General features: G+C 43.9%; 13 protein-coding genes. 8 read left to right on the top strand and 5 right to left on the bottom strand.

Going from position 1 to position 16,094, the window contains the following annotated elements; genetic code table 11:
• The 3 genes from ACRBG0_RS18110 to ACRBG0_RS18100 all read left to right on the top strand — a co-directional run.
• Positions 1-882 (top strand): hypothetical protein (locus ACRBG0_RS18110; protein WP_431488273.1); only part of this gene is annotated, 882 nt, incomplete at its 5' end.
• Positions 883-915: 33 nt separating this feature from the next.
• The gene (locus ACRBG0_RS18105; protein WP_431488272.1) at positions 916-2,172 is read left to right on the top strand and encodes an arginine deiminase family protein; all 1,257 of its coding nucleotides are present in this window, start codon (positions 916-918) and stop codon (positions 2,170-2,172) included.
• Positions 2,173-2,176: 4 nt separating this feature from the next.
• Positions 2,177-3,907: an ABC transporter ATP-binding protein gene (locus ACRBG0_RS18100; RefSeq protein ID WP_431488271.1), complete on the top strand. Its 1,731-nt coding sequence runs from the start codon at positions 2,177-2,179 to the stop codon at positions 3,905-3,907.
• A 201-nt stretch (positions 3,908-4,108) separates the two neighbouring features.
• On the opposite strand, the gene ACRBG0_RS18095 is transcribed toward ACRBG0_RS18100, so the two are convergent.
• Positions 4,109-5,842: a PA domain-containing protein gene (locus ACRBG0_RS18095; protein WP_431488270.1), complete on the bottom strand. Its 1,734-nt coding sequence runs from the start codon at positions 5,840-5,842 to the stop codon at positions 4,109-4,111.
• A gap of 234 nt (positions 5,843-6,076) precedes the next feature.
• Here ACRBG0_RS18095 and ACRBG0_RS18090 point away from each other — a divergent pair, with 234 nt between their 5' ends.
• Complete coding sequence (locus ACRBG0_RS18090; RefSeq protein ID WP_431488269.1) at positions 6,077-6,295, top strand: hypothetical protein; 219 nt, start codon at positions 6,077-6,079, stop codon at positions 6,293-6,295.
• Between the two features lie 115 nt (positions 6,296-6,410).
• On the opposite strand, the gene ACRBG0_RS18085 is transcribed toward ACRBG0_RS18090, so the two are convergent.
• The 3 genes from ACRBG0_RS18085 to panB form a co-directional block, all read right to left on the bottom strand.
• On the bottom strand, positions 6,411-7,295 hold the full coding sequence (locus ACRBG0_RS18085) for an MBL fold metallo-hydrolase (RefSeq protein WP_431488268.1): 885 nt from the start codon (positions 7,293-7,295) through the stop codon (positions 6,411-6,413).
• Between the two features lie 70 nt (positions 7,296-7,365).
• Positions 7,366-8,397: an endolytic transglycosylase MltG gene (mltG, locus tag ACRBG0_RS18080; RefSeq protein ID WP_431488267.1), complete on the bottom strand. Its 1,032-nt coding sequence runs from the start codon at positions 8,395-8,397 to the stop codon at positions 7,366-7,368.
• Positions 8,398-8,442: 45 nt separating this feature from the next.
• Positions 8,443-9,258: a 3-methyl-2-oxobutanoate hydroxymethyltransferase gene (gene panB, locus ACRBG0_RS18075; RefSeq protein WP_431488266.1), complete on the bottom strand. Its 816-nt coding sequence runs from the start codon at positions 9,256-9,258 to the stop codon at positions 8,443-8,445.
• Between the two features lie 191 nt (positions 9,259-9,449).
• Here panB and ACRBG0_RS18070 point away from each other — a divergent pair, with 191 nt between their 5' ends.
• The gene (locus ACRBG0_RS18070) at positions 9,450-10,469 is read left to right on the top strand and encodes a hypothetical protein (protein ID WP_431488265.1); all 1,020 of its coding nucleotides are present in this window, start codon (positions 9,450-9,452) and stop codon (positions 10,467-10,469) included.
• A 100-nt stretch (positions 10,470-10,569) separates the two neighbouring features.
• Here the strand turns inward: ACRBG0_RS18070 and ACRBG0_RS18065 are convergent, their stop codons facing one another.
• On the bottom strand, positions 10,570-10,842 hold the full coding sequence (locus ACRBG0_RS18065) for a hypothetical protein (protein WP_431488264.1): 273 nt from the start codon (positions 10,840-10,842) through the stop codon (positions 10,570-10,572).
• Positions 10,843-11,040: 198 nt separating this feature from the next.
• Here ACRBG0_RS18065 and dnaK point away from each other — a divergent pair, with 198 nt between their 5' ends.
• The 3 genes from dnaK (at position 11,041) to ACRBG0_RS18050 (ending at position 16,034) form a co-directional block, all read left to right on the top strand.
• Positions 11,041-12,963 carry a molecular chaperone DnaK gene (gene dnaK / locus ACRBG0_RS18060; RefSeq protein WP_431488263.1) on the top strand — a complete coding sequence of 641 codons (1,923 nt, stop codon included), beginning with the start codon at positions 11,041-11,043 and terminating at the stop codon, positions 12,961-12,963.
• Between the two features lie 219 nt (positions 12,964-13,182).
• The gene (locus tag ACRBG0_RS18055) at positions 13,183-15,318 is read left to right on the top strand and encodes a TonB-dependent receptor (protein WP_431488262.1); all 2,136 of its coding nucleotides are present in this window, start codon (positions 13,183-13,185) and stop codon (positions 15,316-15,318) included.
• 41 nt (positions 15,319-15,359) lie between these two features.
• Complete coding sequence (locus ACRBG0_RS18050) at positions 15,360-16,034, top strand: hypothetical protein (RefSeq protein ID WP_431488261.1); 675 nt, start codon at positions 15,360-15,362, stop codon at positions 16,032-16,034.
• Positions 16,035-16,094: the final 60 nt, after the last annotated feature.

The raw sequence follows: 16,094 nt of genomic DNA, 5'->3' as shown, positions 1-16,094 counted from the left end.
TTTGATAAATATTATGCGATTGATCGCTATGGTAGCCTAACAGACGCGGCACAGTTCGAGCGTTTTTGTCGTTATATTGATATCCCATGTAAGCGAGTAGAAAAACATCCGCTTTTCAATTACCACCGCTTAGAAGCGGTTTTCGAAACCCAGGAATACACTTTTGACCCGGTACTTATTGCAGCCTATTACCGAGAAAAATTAAAAGCTGCACCGGGAGTAGAAGTATTGTGTTACCACCAAATAAAAACTGCTGGAGCAGTAGGTTCAGCATGGGAAATTGAGCTTGTTGAATTGGAAAGTCAAGTGACTAGAACCATCAATGCACAGCAGGTTATCAATGCTACTTACAGCGCTAGTAATTCTATTAACCAGTTGTTTGGTTTGGAAGAGATTAATCTCATGCATGAAATTTCAGAAATGGCTTTTGTGAGCAGCCCACAATTGAAGAACACTGGCCTCACTGTTATGGATGGCCCTTTTGGGTCGATTATGCCTTATGGAAAATCTGGACTTTTATCGCTTTCATCCGTAGCTTATACCCACCACAAGGTGTCGTATGCTTCACAGCCGACTTTTGATTGTCAGGAGCTACGGCAAGATTGTAATCCTAACTTTACAAGTATTTGTAATCATTGTGAATACCGGCCCTCGTCTAATTACGAGAAGATGCTAGCCCAAATGAGGCAATACCTTACTGATCGGGTGGAACTGCACTATTTTACAAGCATGTTTACCATTAAGTCTAAATTGCGAGCCAATTATATTGATGATGGCCGCCCAACGGAAATTGGATTATTGAGTAATAATCCCCGTTTTTATTGCATATTTGCTGGTAAAATAAATTCTATCTACGAGATTGAAAAGGTCGTAGAGTTGTAGCTGGTCATCTGACCCTCTAGCCAAATTACCACCATGTCTAAAGTATTTGTCGAAAACGAAATCAACCCGCTGCGACGGGTTCTGGTACACCGTCCAGATGTTGGAATCAGTCGAATATCGCCCAAAAGGGCCGAAGAATTGTTGTTTGATGACATTGTCCATCTGCCCAGAATGCAGAAGGAACATGACGTATTTACAGCCATCCTACGCCAATTTGTAGGAGAGGACAATGTTATTGAAGTAGAACAGTTGCTGTACGAAGCACTAGAAGCTGATCCGGAAAGCAAGGAAGAAATGATCAAACTGGTCATAGAGCATGAAGAGTTACCTAAGTCTTATGGTGACATCATGCGAGGGCTTTCGGCTACAGCTTTGACCAATTTACTGGTCACTGGTTACCATGCTCCGGATGATCATTTCTTTTTTGATCCTATCCCGAATTTCATCTTTACCAGAGATATTGCGGTAACGGTCAATGACCACATCATTATTACCAAAGCAGCAAAGGAAGCTCGTTATCGAGAGAATTTCATCACTCGTTTTATTATTTATGCTCATCCTATTTTTGCCAAATTACAGGAAGAGAAGCGGGTGATCAATCTGAATAAAATTGATGAATTTCCTCCCTCCAAAAAAGGAGAATCTGTTTCGATCGAAGGAGGGGATATGATGATTTTGAATAAAGATTACCTTTTGATAGGTTGTAGTGAAAGAACTACTCCTTATGGGATACGTGCATTAGCAGAAAGTCTCTTTGAAAAAGGTGTTGTTAAAAATGTGGTGCAGGTCAACATTCCGAATGATCGCTCGTATATGCATATTGATACGATCTTTACCCAAATCAATACCCATGATTACGTTGCCTTTAAGCCAATCATTTCCGATGGATTAGGCTCTAATGTGCAGGTGTTTACAGCAAAAGGAAAGGAGCGGCAATACCATTCCCTTCAAGAATTTTTGATAAAAGAAATTGATCCTAAAACTCGGATTATTTTTGCCGGAAAAGGCGAATCACCTTATCAGGATCGTGAACAATGGACAGATGGTTGTAACCTGGTGGCTTTAAAGCCAGGAGTTGCTTTGACTTATGATCGTAATCCTGTAACGGAAGAAGCTTTTGAAGAGGCTGGTTACCGTGTAGTCTACGCCCGGGATTTACTCAAAGCTTTTGCTGATGGTATTATTCGTCCGGATGAAGTTCAACAGACGATTATCACCCTGCCTTCCACTGAGCTATCTCGTGCCAGAGGCGGCTCGCATTGTATGACTTGCCCAATAGAGCGGGCGTAAAAAAATGGTTATCGATACTCCTGATTCTCATAACGGTGCTTTACTTCGGTTCACGCAGTGGACCATTGGTTTTTCTTCGGGCAATGGAGACGAAAAGATAGCCGTTGAGCAACTTGAATTTGAGCTTGGTAAGGGCGAGAGCCTGGGAGTTGTGGGCGAGTCAGGATCAGGAAAAACACTTACCGCCCTATCCGTGATGCAGTTGTTGCCAGGTAGTGCCAATGCAAAGGGAGAGATATGGTGGAAGGGGGATACCCGGTTAGACCAACTTTCTGAACCTGCACTAAATAGCATCAGAGGCAAGGAGATAGGGATGATCTTTCAGGAGCCACTGAGTAGTCTTAACCCTGTAATGCCTTGTGGAGAACAAATTGACGAAGTATTAAGAAAGCATCTTGCACTTGATAAAAAGAGTGCTAAGCAGAAAACGCTTGAATGGCTAAGCAAAGTCGAACTGAGGGAGCCTGAACGCATTTACGGCGCCTACCCTCATGAGTTATCAGGTGGCCAACGCCAAAGGGTGATGATAGCTATGGCACTGTGTGCTGAACCTGAATTATTAATAGCAGACGAACCGACCACTGCGCTTGATGTCACTGTTCAGCGAGCTATACTTGATTTGATCAAGCGGCTACAAGTAGAATTGGGGATTGCCATTTTGTTTATTAGCCACGATCTTGGGGTTATCAGAGGGATTGCAGACCGGGTAATGGTGATGCAAAATGGCCATAAGGTCGAGGAAGCAAAAGTAGCCGACATCTTCTCTGACCCACATCATCCTTACACAAAAGGATTGCTTAATTGTAGAGCCACGACCAGTGAGCAACTTCGGCGTTTGCCTACTGTCCAGGATTTTCTTTCTAAGGATCAGCAAGAATTATCCGTGTTTATGGATGATTTAAAGTTGTCGGAGAAAGAAATTGCAGATCGAAGGGATCACCTTTCTTCTCAAGAGGCCATTGTAGAGGTGACAGACTTGAGAGTTTGGTACTCCGTTCAACGCAACTGGCTGGGACAAACAATAGAATATGTAAAAGCGGTTGATCAAGTTTCCTTTTCGCTTCGGAGAGGAGAATGCTTGGGAATAGTGGGGGAGTCAGGAAGCGGAAAAACAACATTAGGCAAAGCTATATTGTCCTTGTTGCCTATCCGCAGTGGAGGAGTAGTTTTTGAAGGTCACCAGTTGACTAGCCTTAGTGAACAAGAATTGCGTCCTTTGAGACCAGATTTGCAAATGGTATTTCAGGACCCTTTTAGTTCTTTAAACCCCAAATTGACGATCCTTCAATTGCTTGAGGAACCATTGTTGATTCACGATCCAAATAAGACGCCGGCTATCCGAAATAACCGTATTTTAGAAGTGTTGGAGCAGGTGGGGCTAGACGAAACAGTTTTATCTCGCTATCCCAAGGCTTTCTCCGGTGGTCAGCGCCAGCGAATAGGTTTAGCCAGAGCATTGTTGCTACGCCCCAAGGTCTTGGTTTGTGATGAATCTGTATCAGCATTGGATGTTTCCGTACAGGCACAGGTGTTGAATTTGATCAAAGACCTCCAGGACACCTATCAGTTTTCCTTGCTTTTTATTTCCCATGACCTGGCCGTTATCCGCTTTATCGCAGACCGAGTTCTCGTGATGCAAAAAGGGAAAATGGTAGAAATAGGCACCACCGATGAACTCTTTAGTGCACCCAAAGAGACCTATACTCGGAAATTGCTGGACGCGGTTTTAGACTAGTTTCACAAATCTTTGGCGGTTAGACTATAAATGAGAATGGCGAGCGGGAATCCCACTCGCCATTCCACGTTCTAAGTCGAGGAGTATAGCGTCACATTTTTGGAAATAAAATCCCTATACCCTATACTCAGTACTTAATACAGTTGGTTTGCCTTATGATTCCTCGTTTTTCAGGAACCCAAGAAGGCAAACCTAACATGTTTACTGCTTGATAATCCGTTCAACACGGTAACCTTCCGGTGTAGCAATACTCAGGAAGTAAGAACCGCGTGGCAAGCGCTCCATATCTATTTCGATAGATTGATTGAAAACTTGCTCGTATTCCTCAGTGGTGATGATCTTACCACTTACGTCGGTCATGATCATTTGTATCTTGTCGGCAGTTTGGTCCAAGTCGAACATTACATTCAAACGGCTGCTAACTGGGTTTGGCGCTAAAGTTACTTTGTCAGCATCCAATCCTGGTAGGTCTTCTGTACCTACTGGTGGCTCGAAGCCAGCTAAGTGAAGGTTGATTCCTACCGTTTGGCCATTCCATCCACCTGAGAAGAAGGAACCGGCAACAATGATAGGTGTTGTAGGGAAGTTGAGGTAGTTAACCCCTGCACTAGCCACAAAACCTGGGCAAATACCAAGACCTGCACTTGAACCGTCGTAAGCAATTACCGTATAGTAAGCACCGTTAGGCTTAAGGGTAACTAAGTTGCCACCATCGACAAGGTTTTCCCATTGTACGAATAACTGATCGTCACCTGTTTCGTTACCAGTAATGAAATAGGTCGCTAAAGCCACAGGAGTAAGGTCATCGAAAGTAGTAGCCGCTGATGTCGGACTGAAATCAATAAGGTCATCGTCATCACTATCAGCATCGTAGAGGATAACAACAATCTGGTCAGCATCAGGGTCACCTGTATAAAGATCAGCGCCGTTAGATAAACCAAAAGAAGCATGTGTAGCTACAGCTCCATCTTCATCCATAATAGACAATGCTCCTGCCTGGTATACTAGGTTACCTGTAGCAAAATCGGCATCACTTACTCTAGGAGCTTGTCCTAGCTCAGGACTTGCTGTGCCATAAGTATAATCTGTTGTTATGAATTGACTCTCTAGTACTTCAGAACCTTGATCATGCGTCCAGGTAACGGTATACGTACCAAGCTCTGTTGGTTCATACTCTCCATCTAAAACAATAATAGAATCTCCCAAAGGACCAACATTAGAAGCACCGGTAAGTACGGTCTCTATGCCAGAAGGAGCTGCAATTGTTGCTGTAACAGTTACATCAACTGCATCAACCGAATTTGGATTCACGTAGTGGATAAAGTAAGAGTCAAATGGAATTGCATCTGTCAAAGGAGTTTGGATAGAAAAGCTAGAAGTAGGGTCGTAAAACGACTTAACTGTAAAAGAAACACTCATGGTCTCTCCAGCTGCCAGTGAGTTTACGATAACTTCACCCGTAGTCCGGCTAACGAAAATCGCAGGGATCGTAATGTCTGCACAATTTTCAGCTGCTCCACAAGACATTCCGATAACGAAAGCGTCAGTGTCGTCTACGTTGTCGTAGTGATTGATAATAATAACACCATCTGCACCTGCATTTTGTGCGTTCAGTACCTTGACAGTGAAATCACAAGCGCCACGGCGGATGACAGCGATCTTACCTGTGAGGTCTGTAACAATCGCCTCACATCCAAGGCTGTCTCCTGCAGCAGTGTAGCCCCAGGCAATATCTCTAACCAAGGTCTCGCTGAGCGTAGGTCCCCAAGGGAAATCAGTGTTTTCACCAGCTTGCGTCCCGTAGTCATAGATGCCAGCGTCATCGGCTGGTGCTAAGATTTCGAAGTCGACCGGGAAAGGAGATGCTGTATTAATCTGTGCAAAAGACATTGTTGCAACAGCACATAGCATTAAAAAAGTAAGCGTTAATCTCATAATTAATTTAATTGTTTAAGTAAACAGAACCATTAACAAGACCAAGTTACGACTCATTTAGCCGTTTTAGCCGTAAATCTGTTAATTTTTTTCACCTACTTCTGCAACCATTGTCCGCTGTAAGTCGTCTTATACGGAGACCATTCATCGGGAAATAACTATACTTTGTCGATAAAAGCTAGGATATTAGCCAAATACGAGTGACTTTTACAATAATGTTTCAAGGAACAATCTATGAAAGCGAAAAATTTACTCTTTATTTCTTGTTTAGTACTCATCAGCTTTGCAGCTTATGCGTTTCTTTTTAATGCGCAAATGGTGGTAGAGGCTTCTGAAACCGTTGACGGTATTTCCGAACAAATTCGCTCTGTAGCAGAGCCGATGCCTTCCCCTGATGTCCGTTTCTTGAAAGGCATTATCAAGGCTTTTACAAATCTTTTGCCAGCGTCCTAGAAGTAGCGCAAAAAGTATGATTCATCCCGAATTTTGGCTGAGGCCAAAATCTCGCCTGATTTTAATTCCGAAAGAAAAGGTCTATTAAACATCTGAAAAGGATGATTTATCTAATTTAGGCTTCCTTCTTTTTCCAATAACGCAACAAACCAGCCACACTCATCCAGCTGGGGTTTGCTGCCTCGTATTTAGCCATATCCGTGCTGTCTACGCCACTCGTCTCCAAATCGTTTTTGACCATAGCTTGGAAAAGAGGTGTAATCTCCTCTACCGATTTACCCTCTTGATAGTAGGGCTTTATCCAGTCGGCCCATTTGTGTAAGCGGCTTCGTAAGCTTTCCAAATGCTCCTCACTGTAGGCAACGGGCCCAAAATGGGTTAAGCAAAACCGCTCTGGTTTTATTTTTTTCAGAAGATCAAGGCTAGCTTCCCAATCTTCGATATTGATATCAGGTGGAGGGCAGGGAGGGATCACTACGCCTTGATTAATACTAACGCCGGCTACATCACCAGTGAAGAGGTTTGGACCAATTTGCCATGCGATATGGTGTACTGCATGCCCCGGGGTGTGCCAAGCTTTAATTGTTTTTTGCCCTATTTCATAAGCCGCTTCATGCTCTGCCTCAACAATTAGTGCTGGGTTGATTTGATGCATTTCTCCCCATAATTCATCCATCTTGTCTTGGTAGATTCGACGGGCAGAATCCATTAGTCGCTCTGGTGCAGCTAGGTGTTTACTGCCTCTAGGGTGAACGTAGATATTAGCGCCATTACGAGCAAACCACCAGGCGGCACCAGCATGATCAAGGTGAATATGGGTAAGGAACACATGCTGGATATCTTCCAGTCGATAGCCTGCCATTTCTACTCCTTTTTGCAAGCTGGGTAAAGTAGAATGCGGACCTGTTTCGACTAATATAGGCCCAGTATCAGTTTCGACTAAAAAAGCAGCAATATTTTGGCTTATTCCTTGAAAGTTTAAATCGATAACGTGAACCATGTTTTTTTTTGTTTGATGGTTGATATAACCCTTACACTTTTCCAACCCTTACACCTTTACACTTTTTTTGCTATTTGCCTCTTTTCCTTCGATTTTCTCGATAAATTTCGGCATTCCGTTTATGGGCTTCGAGATTTTTGGCAAAAGTGTGGTAACCAGTGCCATCTCCTTTAGCACAAAAGTAAAGATAATCATGTTGTTCATGATTTAAGACCGCATCAATAGAAGCAATGCTCGCCATTGCGATTGGGCCAGGGGGCAGTCCTTTGTATTTATAGGTATTGTAAGGAGAGTCTACCTGCAAGTGGTAATTTGTAACCCGGTTGGTATTAAAATCTCTGCTGGCAAATACGGCGGTAGGATCTGCTTGCAGTTTCATGTCTATTTTTAACCGGTTATAATAGACACCGGCCATTCGCTTCTTTTCGTCATCTTGAAGCGTTTCTTTTTCAACAATAGAAGCAAGAGTATAGACATCTGCTTGCGAAAGCTCCAATTGATTAGCCCTGATATAGCGGTCTTTTCTTTTCCAAAAGATATCATGCTCTTCGATCATCCTTCTGATAAAATCACGAGGAGAGGTATCCCAATAAAGCTCATAACTATTAGGTATAAATAAGCTCATAAGGTTTTCCCTGGTGTAGCCTAAAGAATCAAGGAAGTCCTCGTTCTGGAAAAGTTGAATAAAAGCCTGTGCGTCAGGTTCTATAAATCGTGCAACTTTTGCTGCTACGTCTGTAAGTTCTCTTTCCGTAGTGAGTACAACCATCACCGGAGCTTGTTTCCCATTGCGTAAGCGATAGATGAAGTCAGGTAACTTCATACCAGGCTCCACGGCAAACCTGCCAGAGCGGACGGGGTCAGCTTCGTAGTTAAGCTTTTTAGCCAGTGACCGAAAAACAGCTTCGTTTGGAATTAACTGTTTTGCCAATAAAATGCGGGTCAGCGCTTCAAAAGAGGTGCCATGAGGGATTTCTACATAGACCGTTTCTGCGCCCTCCGCTAGTATTTCAGGTCCAGCTACACTTCGGTAAATGAAATAGGCGCTTATCAGTGCAATAATGCTAAAGGCCAGAAGGAAACGTAGAAGTTTTCGGTACATACCCTTTTATTGAAGCGTTCTGTTTGGAGTTACAAGAGCATCACGCTAATACTGCTCGTTTTCGTTGGGAAAGTCACCACTCTTTACATCCTTGATGTATTGCTCCGTAGCTTCTTTCATAACATCAAATAATTCGAGGTATCTACGTAGAAACCGAGGGTGAAAGTCCTTGGTGATGCCTACCATGTCATGCGTCACCAAAACTTGCCCATCAGCATGACCACCTCCTCCAATGCCTATTGTTGGAATGATAAGTTCTTCGCTGACAATTTTTGTTAAGTGAGCAGGGATCTTCTCTAAAACGATGGCAAAACAGCCTAGTTTCTGTAAGGTTTTGGCGTCTTTGATCAACTGTGCTGCTTCTTCTTCTTCCTTGGCGCGTACGGTGTAGGTACCAAATTTATAAATGGATTGAGGGGTTAGTCCCAAGTGACCCATTACAGGTACTCCTGCCTTGAGAATACGCTTGATACTTTCATCAATCTCACCGCCGCCTTCGAGTTTTACCGCATGAGCACCAGATTCTTTCATGATTCTGATGGTCGATTCCAGGGCGAGTTTGCTATTCCCTTGGTAAGTACCAAAGGGCAAGTCAACTACAACCAAAGCGCGATCAACAGCTCTTACTACGGAGCTGGCATGGTAAATCATCTGATCCAAGGTAATGGGCAAGGTTGTTTCGTGCCCTGCCATAACATTGGAGGCTGAATCTCCGACAAGAAGGACATCAACTCCGGCGGCATCTAAAATACGAGCCATACTATAGTCGTAGGCCGTCAACATCGCGATCTTTTCACCGCGGGACTTCATCGCCTGGAGGATATGTGTCGTTACTTTTTTGACATCTCTGTGAACGGACATAAATTGATTGTTAGGTTTGTTCAATTCGAAGCTGCAAGATAGGGAACAATTTATTTTTATCCTTTTTGGCTTTTAGCTGACGTCAGTCCCTAAAAGTTACTACCTGTTTTAAAACAAAAGCCTATTTTTGCGTTCGACTGTTAAAACAAAGGCATCATCAAGACTTTTGGGTGCCATCGATTAAAATACTTATGACGATTAAAAACTCCCTCTTTTTCCTTCTTTTGGGAACCGCCATGCTATGGTCTTCTTGCGAAACTGATTTTCAACTGGAAGGCGATTGGAAAGATATCCCGGTTGTTTATGCTTTCTTGTCGGTACAGGACACGGCCTATTATATAAGAGTAGAACGTGCTTTTCTTGAGCCCGGTGGTAATGCTCCTGAGATTGCTCAAATTCCTGATTCCATTTATTATGATGTGAATAGTGTAACCGTAAAAATTGAGCGCCTAAGTAATGGTGAAACAGCTGAATTAGAGAGGGTCGATGGCCGCGATGAAGGCTATCCAAGAGATGAAGGTGATTTTGTTAACGAACCGAATTACCTCTATAAGCTTAAAAGAAGTCAACTGACCCTTGGTGATGGCAGTGATTTTCGGGTAATCATTGAAAGAGAAGGAGAGGAGGCAGCTACTGCAACCTCTGTGATGGTTAGTGAAGTGGAAGTTGCGAATTTGCCGATCTCTGGATTTTTTAACTTTGGTGATTTTGCTAAAACAACCCGTTTAGGTTTCCGGCCAAGTGGAGAAGAAGGAAGAGTCTTTGATATTCAAATGATTGTTAAATACCGTGAAACAGATCCTGATAATCCTAGTAGTTTTCTGGAAAAACAAGTTGAATGGGACGTAGCGAAGAACATCATCAGAGATGAGAGCGTGTCTGCGCAGTCTATTACTTTTGACAATGAAGCTTTTTACCAGTTCCTGGCCTCTGAAATAGAGCCCCTGGAAACAGGTAATCGTAAATTTGATGGTATCTTCATTCAGGTTACCGGTGCTGGTGTGGAAATTGAAGACTATCTGCGGATTGCTAATGCAAATATTGGTATTACTTCAGCTCAATCAGTTCCTGTTTATTCCAATGTAGAAAACGGTGTAGGTATTGTTACCTCTCGTTACCAGGCGATTTCCGATGAATTAACTTTGGGGTCACAGGCAAGAGACAGTTTATACAATAGTGTCATTACTGCAGATCTTAGGTTTGTCCCTTAGAGTACGTTGCTGCTTCATATAGGATGAAATAGGCATAACAAAGCCGTGTTTACAATTACGTAAACACGGCTTTGTTAATTTCAAATGCTCTTAAAGTTTGCTAATTAATGGTTAGCGTACATGTAGAATATCCTCCACAGGTGTAAAAGCAATTTCCTAATATGCATCGTTTTTCATATTCACACCCGCAACCGTTTGATCCAGTGCAACTATTCATTCTCGTCAGTTGAACATCAGGGAAGAAGGAGGAGATGCTTCCATCATCAGGGATCACTAAGGCGAAAGAAATACCATACAGGTTAACTGGCACAAAAGCATATCCCTCCGGTGCTTGATCACTTCCATCTATTTTACTGAAATCAGGTTTCTTCATGTTCTGCTTGGGGCTTGTTTGTTGGAGTAGCTGCCGAAATGGCATAAAAAACTGACAGCATCAACTGTAATAATGACGCAGAAGGCTTGTGCAGCCTATCGTTTTGTCAGAAAGTAAAGATATGATTGCAATTGGCACATTCCTTGCGTTGTGATGACTGTATTAATTAACAAGAACAAACGTAAAATACACATAAATATGAGCAAGATTATCGGTATTGACCTTGGAACAACCAACTCCTGCGTAGCAGTGATGGAAGGCAACGAGCCGGTAGTTATCCCCAATGACGAAGGCCGTCGTACTACGCCTTCTGTTGTCGCTTTCATGGATAATGGTGAGCGCAAGATTGGTGATCCTGCCAAGCGTCAAGCTATCACTAACCCTACGCGGACGGTCTCTTCGATCAAGCGTTTCATGGGATCACGCTTCTCTGAATTGAAAAATGAAGTAGATCGCGTTCCTTACAAAGTAGTAAAAGGCGACAATGACACCATTCGGGTTGACATTGACGGTCGCATGTATTCTGCCCAGGAAATTTCTGCGATGGTATTGCAGAAGATGAAAAAAGTTGCAGAAGACTTTTTAGGTCAGGATGTTACAGAAGCTGTTGTAACAGTACCTGCCTACTTTAATGATTCTCAGCGCCAAGCTACTAAAGAAGCTGGCGAGATCGCTGGCCTCAAAATTAGCAGAATTATCAACGAGCCTACGGCTGCTGCCCTTTCTTATGGATTGGACAAGCGTTCGCAGGATATGACCATTGCCGTTTATGACTTAGGTGGTGGTACGTTTGATATTTCTATCCTTGATTTGGGTGATGGCGTTTTCGAAGTAAAATCTACGAATGGTGATACGCACCTGGGTGGAGATGATTTTGACCGTGTGATCATTGATTTCCTTGCGGAAGAATTTCAGAAGCAAGAAAGCATGGATTTACGTAAAGATCCAATGGCACTTCAGCGTTTGAAGGATGCTGCGGAGAAAGCTAAAATTGAGCTTTCCAGTGGTTCTGAAACAGAAGTCAACCTACCATATATTACGGCTGTTGATGGTGTGCCTAAGCACTTGGTGGTAAAGTTGTCTCGTGCTAAATTCGAGCAACTGGCTGACAGTTTGGTGGAGCGTACGCTTAAGCCTTGTCAGGATGCCTTGAAAGATGCAGGGCTTTCTACCAGCGATATTGACGAAATCATCTTGGTTGGTGGTTCTACTCGTATCCCTCGTATCCAGGAAGCTGTAGAGAAATTTTTCGGCAAGAAGCCTAATAAAGGGGTGAATCCTGACGAAGTTGTAGCAGTAGGTGCTGCGATCCAGGGTGGAGTACTAAGTGGTGATGTACAAGATGTACTACTGCTGGATGTAACGCCACTTTCTATGGGTATCGAAACAATGGGCGGTGTCTACGACGTAGTTATCGAAGCCAATAGTACGATTCCTACCAAGAAGTCTAAAGTATACTCTACTGCGTCTGATAATCAGCCTTCTGTAGAGATTCATATTCTCCAGGGAGAACGTTCAATGGCTAGAGACAACCGCACTGTCGGTCGCTTTATCCTTAACGATATCCCACCTGCACCTCGTGGTGTACCTCAGGTTGAAGTATCTTTCGATATGGATGCCAACGGTATCCTGAGCGTTTCCGCCAAGGATAAGGGGACAGGCAAAGAGCAGAGTATTCGTATCGAAGCTTCTACCGGATTGAGCAAAGAAGAAATTGCTCGTATGAAAGCTGAGGCTGAGGCCAATGCTGATTCTGACCGCGAAGCTAAAGAGCGCATTGAGAAGCTGAATGGTGCCGAAAACTTGGTTTTCCAAACGGAAAAGCAACTCAAAGAATACGGTGATAAGCTGCCCGCAGAGAAAAAAGAAGCCATTGAAAAGGCTGCTGCTGATCTGAAGGCTGCTAAAGATGCAGAAGACATCGCAGGTATCGATACGCACATGGAAACATTGAATGCCGCTTGGCAGGCTGCCAGCCAGGAAATGTACCAAGCTACGCAAGAAGCCGGTGCTAATGGCGAACCAACTGCTGACGCAGGAGCTGGTGCAAGCAATGGAGCTGGTGCAGGAGCTGCTGAAGATGTAACTGATGTAGAATACGAAGAAGTAGAGGATAAGTAATATCCTTTTCTGATATTGATAGGGACAGCACAAAAAGCAGGCTCAACTTGTTTTTTGTGCAACAAAAGGTAATCCCGGGTCTGGCTTTGTGCCGGGCTCGGGATTGCTGTTTTATGGATCGACAGTTCAGTAGCTCCTTTCGACAGTTCGGTAAGCTTTACTTCATTTCAGCAGGGGAGCCCTGCATCTTTGAGGTATCAAATTACGAATACTCGAACGATGCGGTACTTTACTTTACTTCTTTTGTTTAGTTGTTTTCACCTCAATGGGCAGTCACTTAAACTGAGTGGAAGGGTAATTGACGAAAATAATGAACCCGTAATAGGCGCGAATGTGTTTTTGACAGGCACTTACGATGGTGCTTCTACCGACTTGGAGGGGGTGTTTTCTTTTACAACAACAGAAAAAGGCGCTTTTATATTAAGTATCAGTTATCTAGGGTACGAAAATTGGAGTCAGGACATTGTTCTTGAAAATGAATCTTTTGAGTTTGATATCAAATTAACTCCGGCGACCAGTGAATTAGATGCTGTCGTTATTACGGCGGGAGCTTTTGAAGCGAGTGACAGTAAAAAATCAGTGACGCTTCGACCTCTGGATATTGTTACAACAGCTGGGGCAAATGGTGATGTATTGGGCGCTTTGCAGACATTGCCCGGTGCGCAGCGAGTAGGGGAGGATGGCCGCTTGTTCGTCCGAGGTGGAGCTGCTTACGAGACGCGCACCTTTATAGATGGCCTTTATGTCGCACAACCTTACACCAGTACAACACCCAATGTCCCAAGTCGTGGTCGGTTTTCGCCCGTTTTGTTTAAAGGAACAACCTTTAGTACCGGAGGCTATTCTGCCGAATATGGTCAGGCTTTATCTAGCGCCTTGGTATTAGAAACCCAGGATCTGGCACCGGCCACTTTAACGGCGATATCATTGATGAGCGTGGGAGGCAGCTTGAGTCACACCCAGCGCTGGGAACAAACATCTGTAGCCGTATCAGCAGACTATACCAACCTGGGGCCTTATATGAACCTGGTTCCACAAAACTTGCAGTGGCAAAAGGCACCACATACTGCTGGTGGTCAACTAATATTTCGGCATAAATCCGATAATGGAAGCCTGTGGAAGCTTCAAGCACAGCATCACCAGAGCGGGATGTCTCTACAAACGCTTAATCCTCAGCAGTTGTCTGATACCCTGGAGGTGAGTTTGAAGAATGCTTACACTTACCTGGGCACTTCCTTTCAAAAAACATTAGGAGCAGCATGGCATTTGCAAGTAAGTGCGGCCTATACCGATCACCTTGATAAAACAGCGACCATTGCGGACATTCGGTCTCGGGAGACTGCATTATTAGCCAAGGCTCGTTTGAGCAGGTCACTAGGGCAAGGGCATTTACTTCGCTTGGGGATTAGCCATTGGCGCGAGTCCTTTGAAGAAAAACTACAGGTTCCGGAAGCTACTTTCCTACAGGAACAACAAGAGCCTTATACGGCATTTTTTACGGAAACAGACTGGACGTTTAGCAAAAAACTGGTGGCACGTACAGGCATCCGAACTGAAATGCGCCACATGTCTGATGAATTGGTCATTAGCCCAAGGTTGTCAGTGGCTTATAAAACAGGTGCCAAGAGTCAGGTTAGTTTTGCTACCGGGCGTTTTACGCAACGTCCTCAGAAGGCTCAAATCCTTTCAACGCCGATGCTTGAAATGGAAGAGGCCTGGCACTTTATCACCAACTGGCAATGGCAAAAAGATGGACGAACCTTACGTGTGGAAGCTTATCGCAAAAGCTATGATGATTTAGCGAGTATTACGCCCACTGGTTGGAAAAATACAGGTGATGGTTATGCTCAAGGTCTTGACGTGTTTTTTCGTGACAAAGTATCCATTGCCAATAGTGATTTTTGGGTCTCTTATTCTTATCTCGATACAGAACGCCGTTATGAACGATTCACAGAACGTATTCAACCGCCTTTTGCGGCCAAGCATACCGTTAATCTGGTTTACAAATACTGGATTCCGCGTTGGCAGTCTTTGGTAGGAATGACAGCTGTTTATGCGACTCCCCGGAATTATTACCATCAAACAGAAACGGAAATGATCCAGGGGAAAACGACGGCTTATCGTGACGTCAGCATGAATTGGAGTTATTTGACCCAGCTAAAAGGGCATTTGTTGATCATCCACTGTTCGGTAAATAACCTTCCTGGCTTTGAAAACAACTATGGTCAGCAGTTTAGCCAGCAGTCAGAAGCCGATGGAAGTTATGCATCGGTTACTATCCGGCCACCCGCAAAAAGATTTCTATTCCTTGGTGTTTTTCTTTCTATCGGGAAAGAGGGTGCCAGTCAGTTTTAGACAACTTCAATAACAATTTTAAAACATTAAATACCAATATCATGAAAAACTTAAGCTTATTCTTCTGCATTCTTTTTTGTTCTATCCTTTCGATTCAAGCCCAAGGCGACCGCTTTGAGACGGCCATGCAAGGCGTTCTGGTGAAAATGGAAACTACTGACGGGCAGGTGGCTTGGGAGGAAATCAGTAACCAACTTGAGCGGATAGCCTCTGCGGAACCAGACCAGTGGTTGCCCCAGTATTACCTGGGCTATACCTCTTTGCAATTGGCTTTAGGCGCAATGCAAGAAGGTAACAGTAGCAAAGTAACAGAGCTGGTGAAACGAGGAGAAGCTTACCTTGCCCAAGCGCGTACCCTCACAGCTGATAACAGTGAGTTGAAGTGCCTGGAAGGCTACGTTTACCAAGGGTATATCTGGATTGACCCCATGGCAAATGGTGGGAAGTATAGCCCTTTAGCTCACCAAGCTTATGCTACGGCAGCTGCGATGGATGAGACAAACCCTCGTCCTGCGATGTTGCGTGGAATGCTGGTTTTGTTTACGCCGGAATTCTTTGGGGGAGGTGCGGAAAAAGCCCTTCCTTTTCTGAATAATGCTGAAGAGCTTTTTGCCAACGAAGCAAAAGCCGAGAAAGGAATAGCTCCACATTGGGGGGCGCTAACTAATACCTGGATGCTACAAAAAGCGACAGATGACTTGGAAAGTAAGGAGTAACGATATTTTGATTTAGTGCTAGATGGAATCGTTTGGTCGTAATTTATAAGGTACAGCTTG

The organism is Lewinella sp. (assembly GCF_050633125.1).
In the GTDB taxonomy this organism is placed as follows: domain Bacteria; phylum Bacteroidota; class Bacteroidia; order Chitinophagales; family Saprospiraceae; genus Lewinella.
Note: the sequence above shows the minus strand (reverse complement) of the source record. Positions and strands in the feature narration are given on the sequence as shown.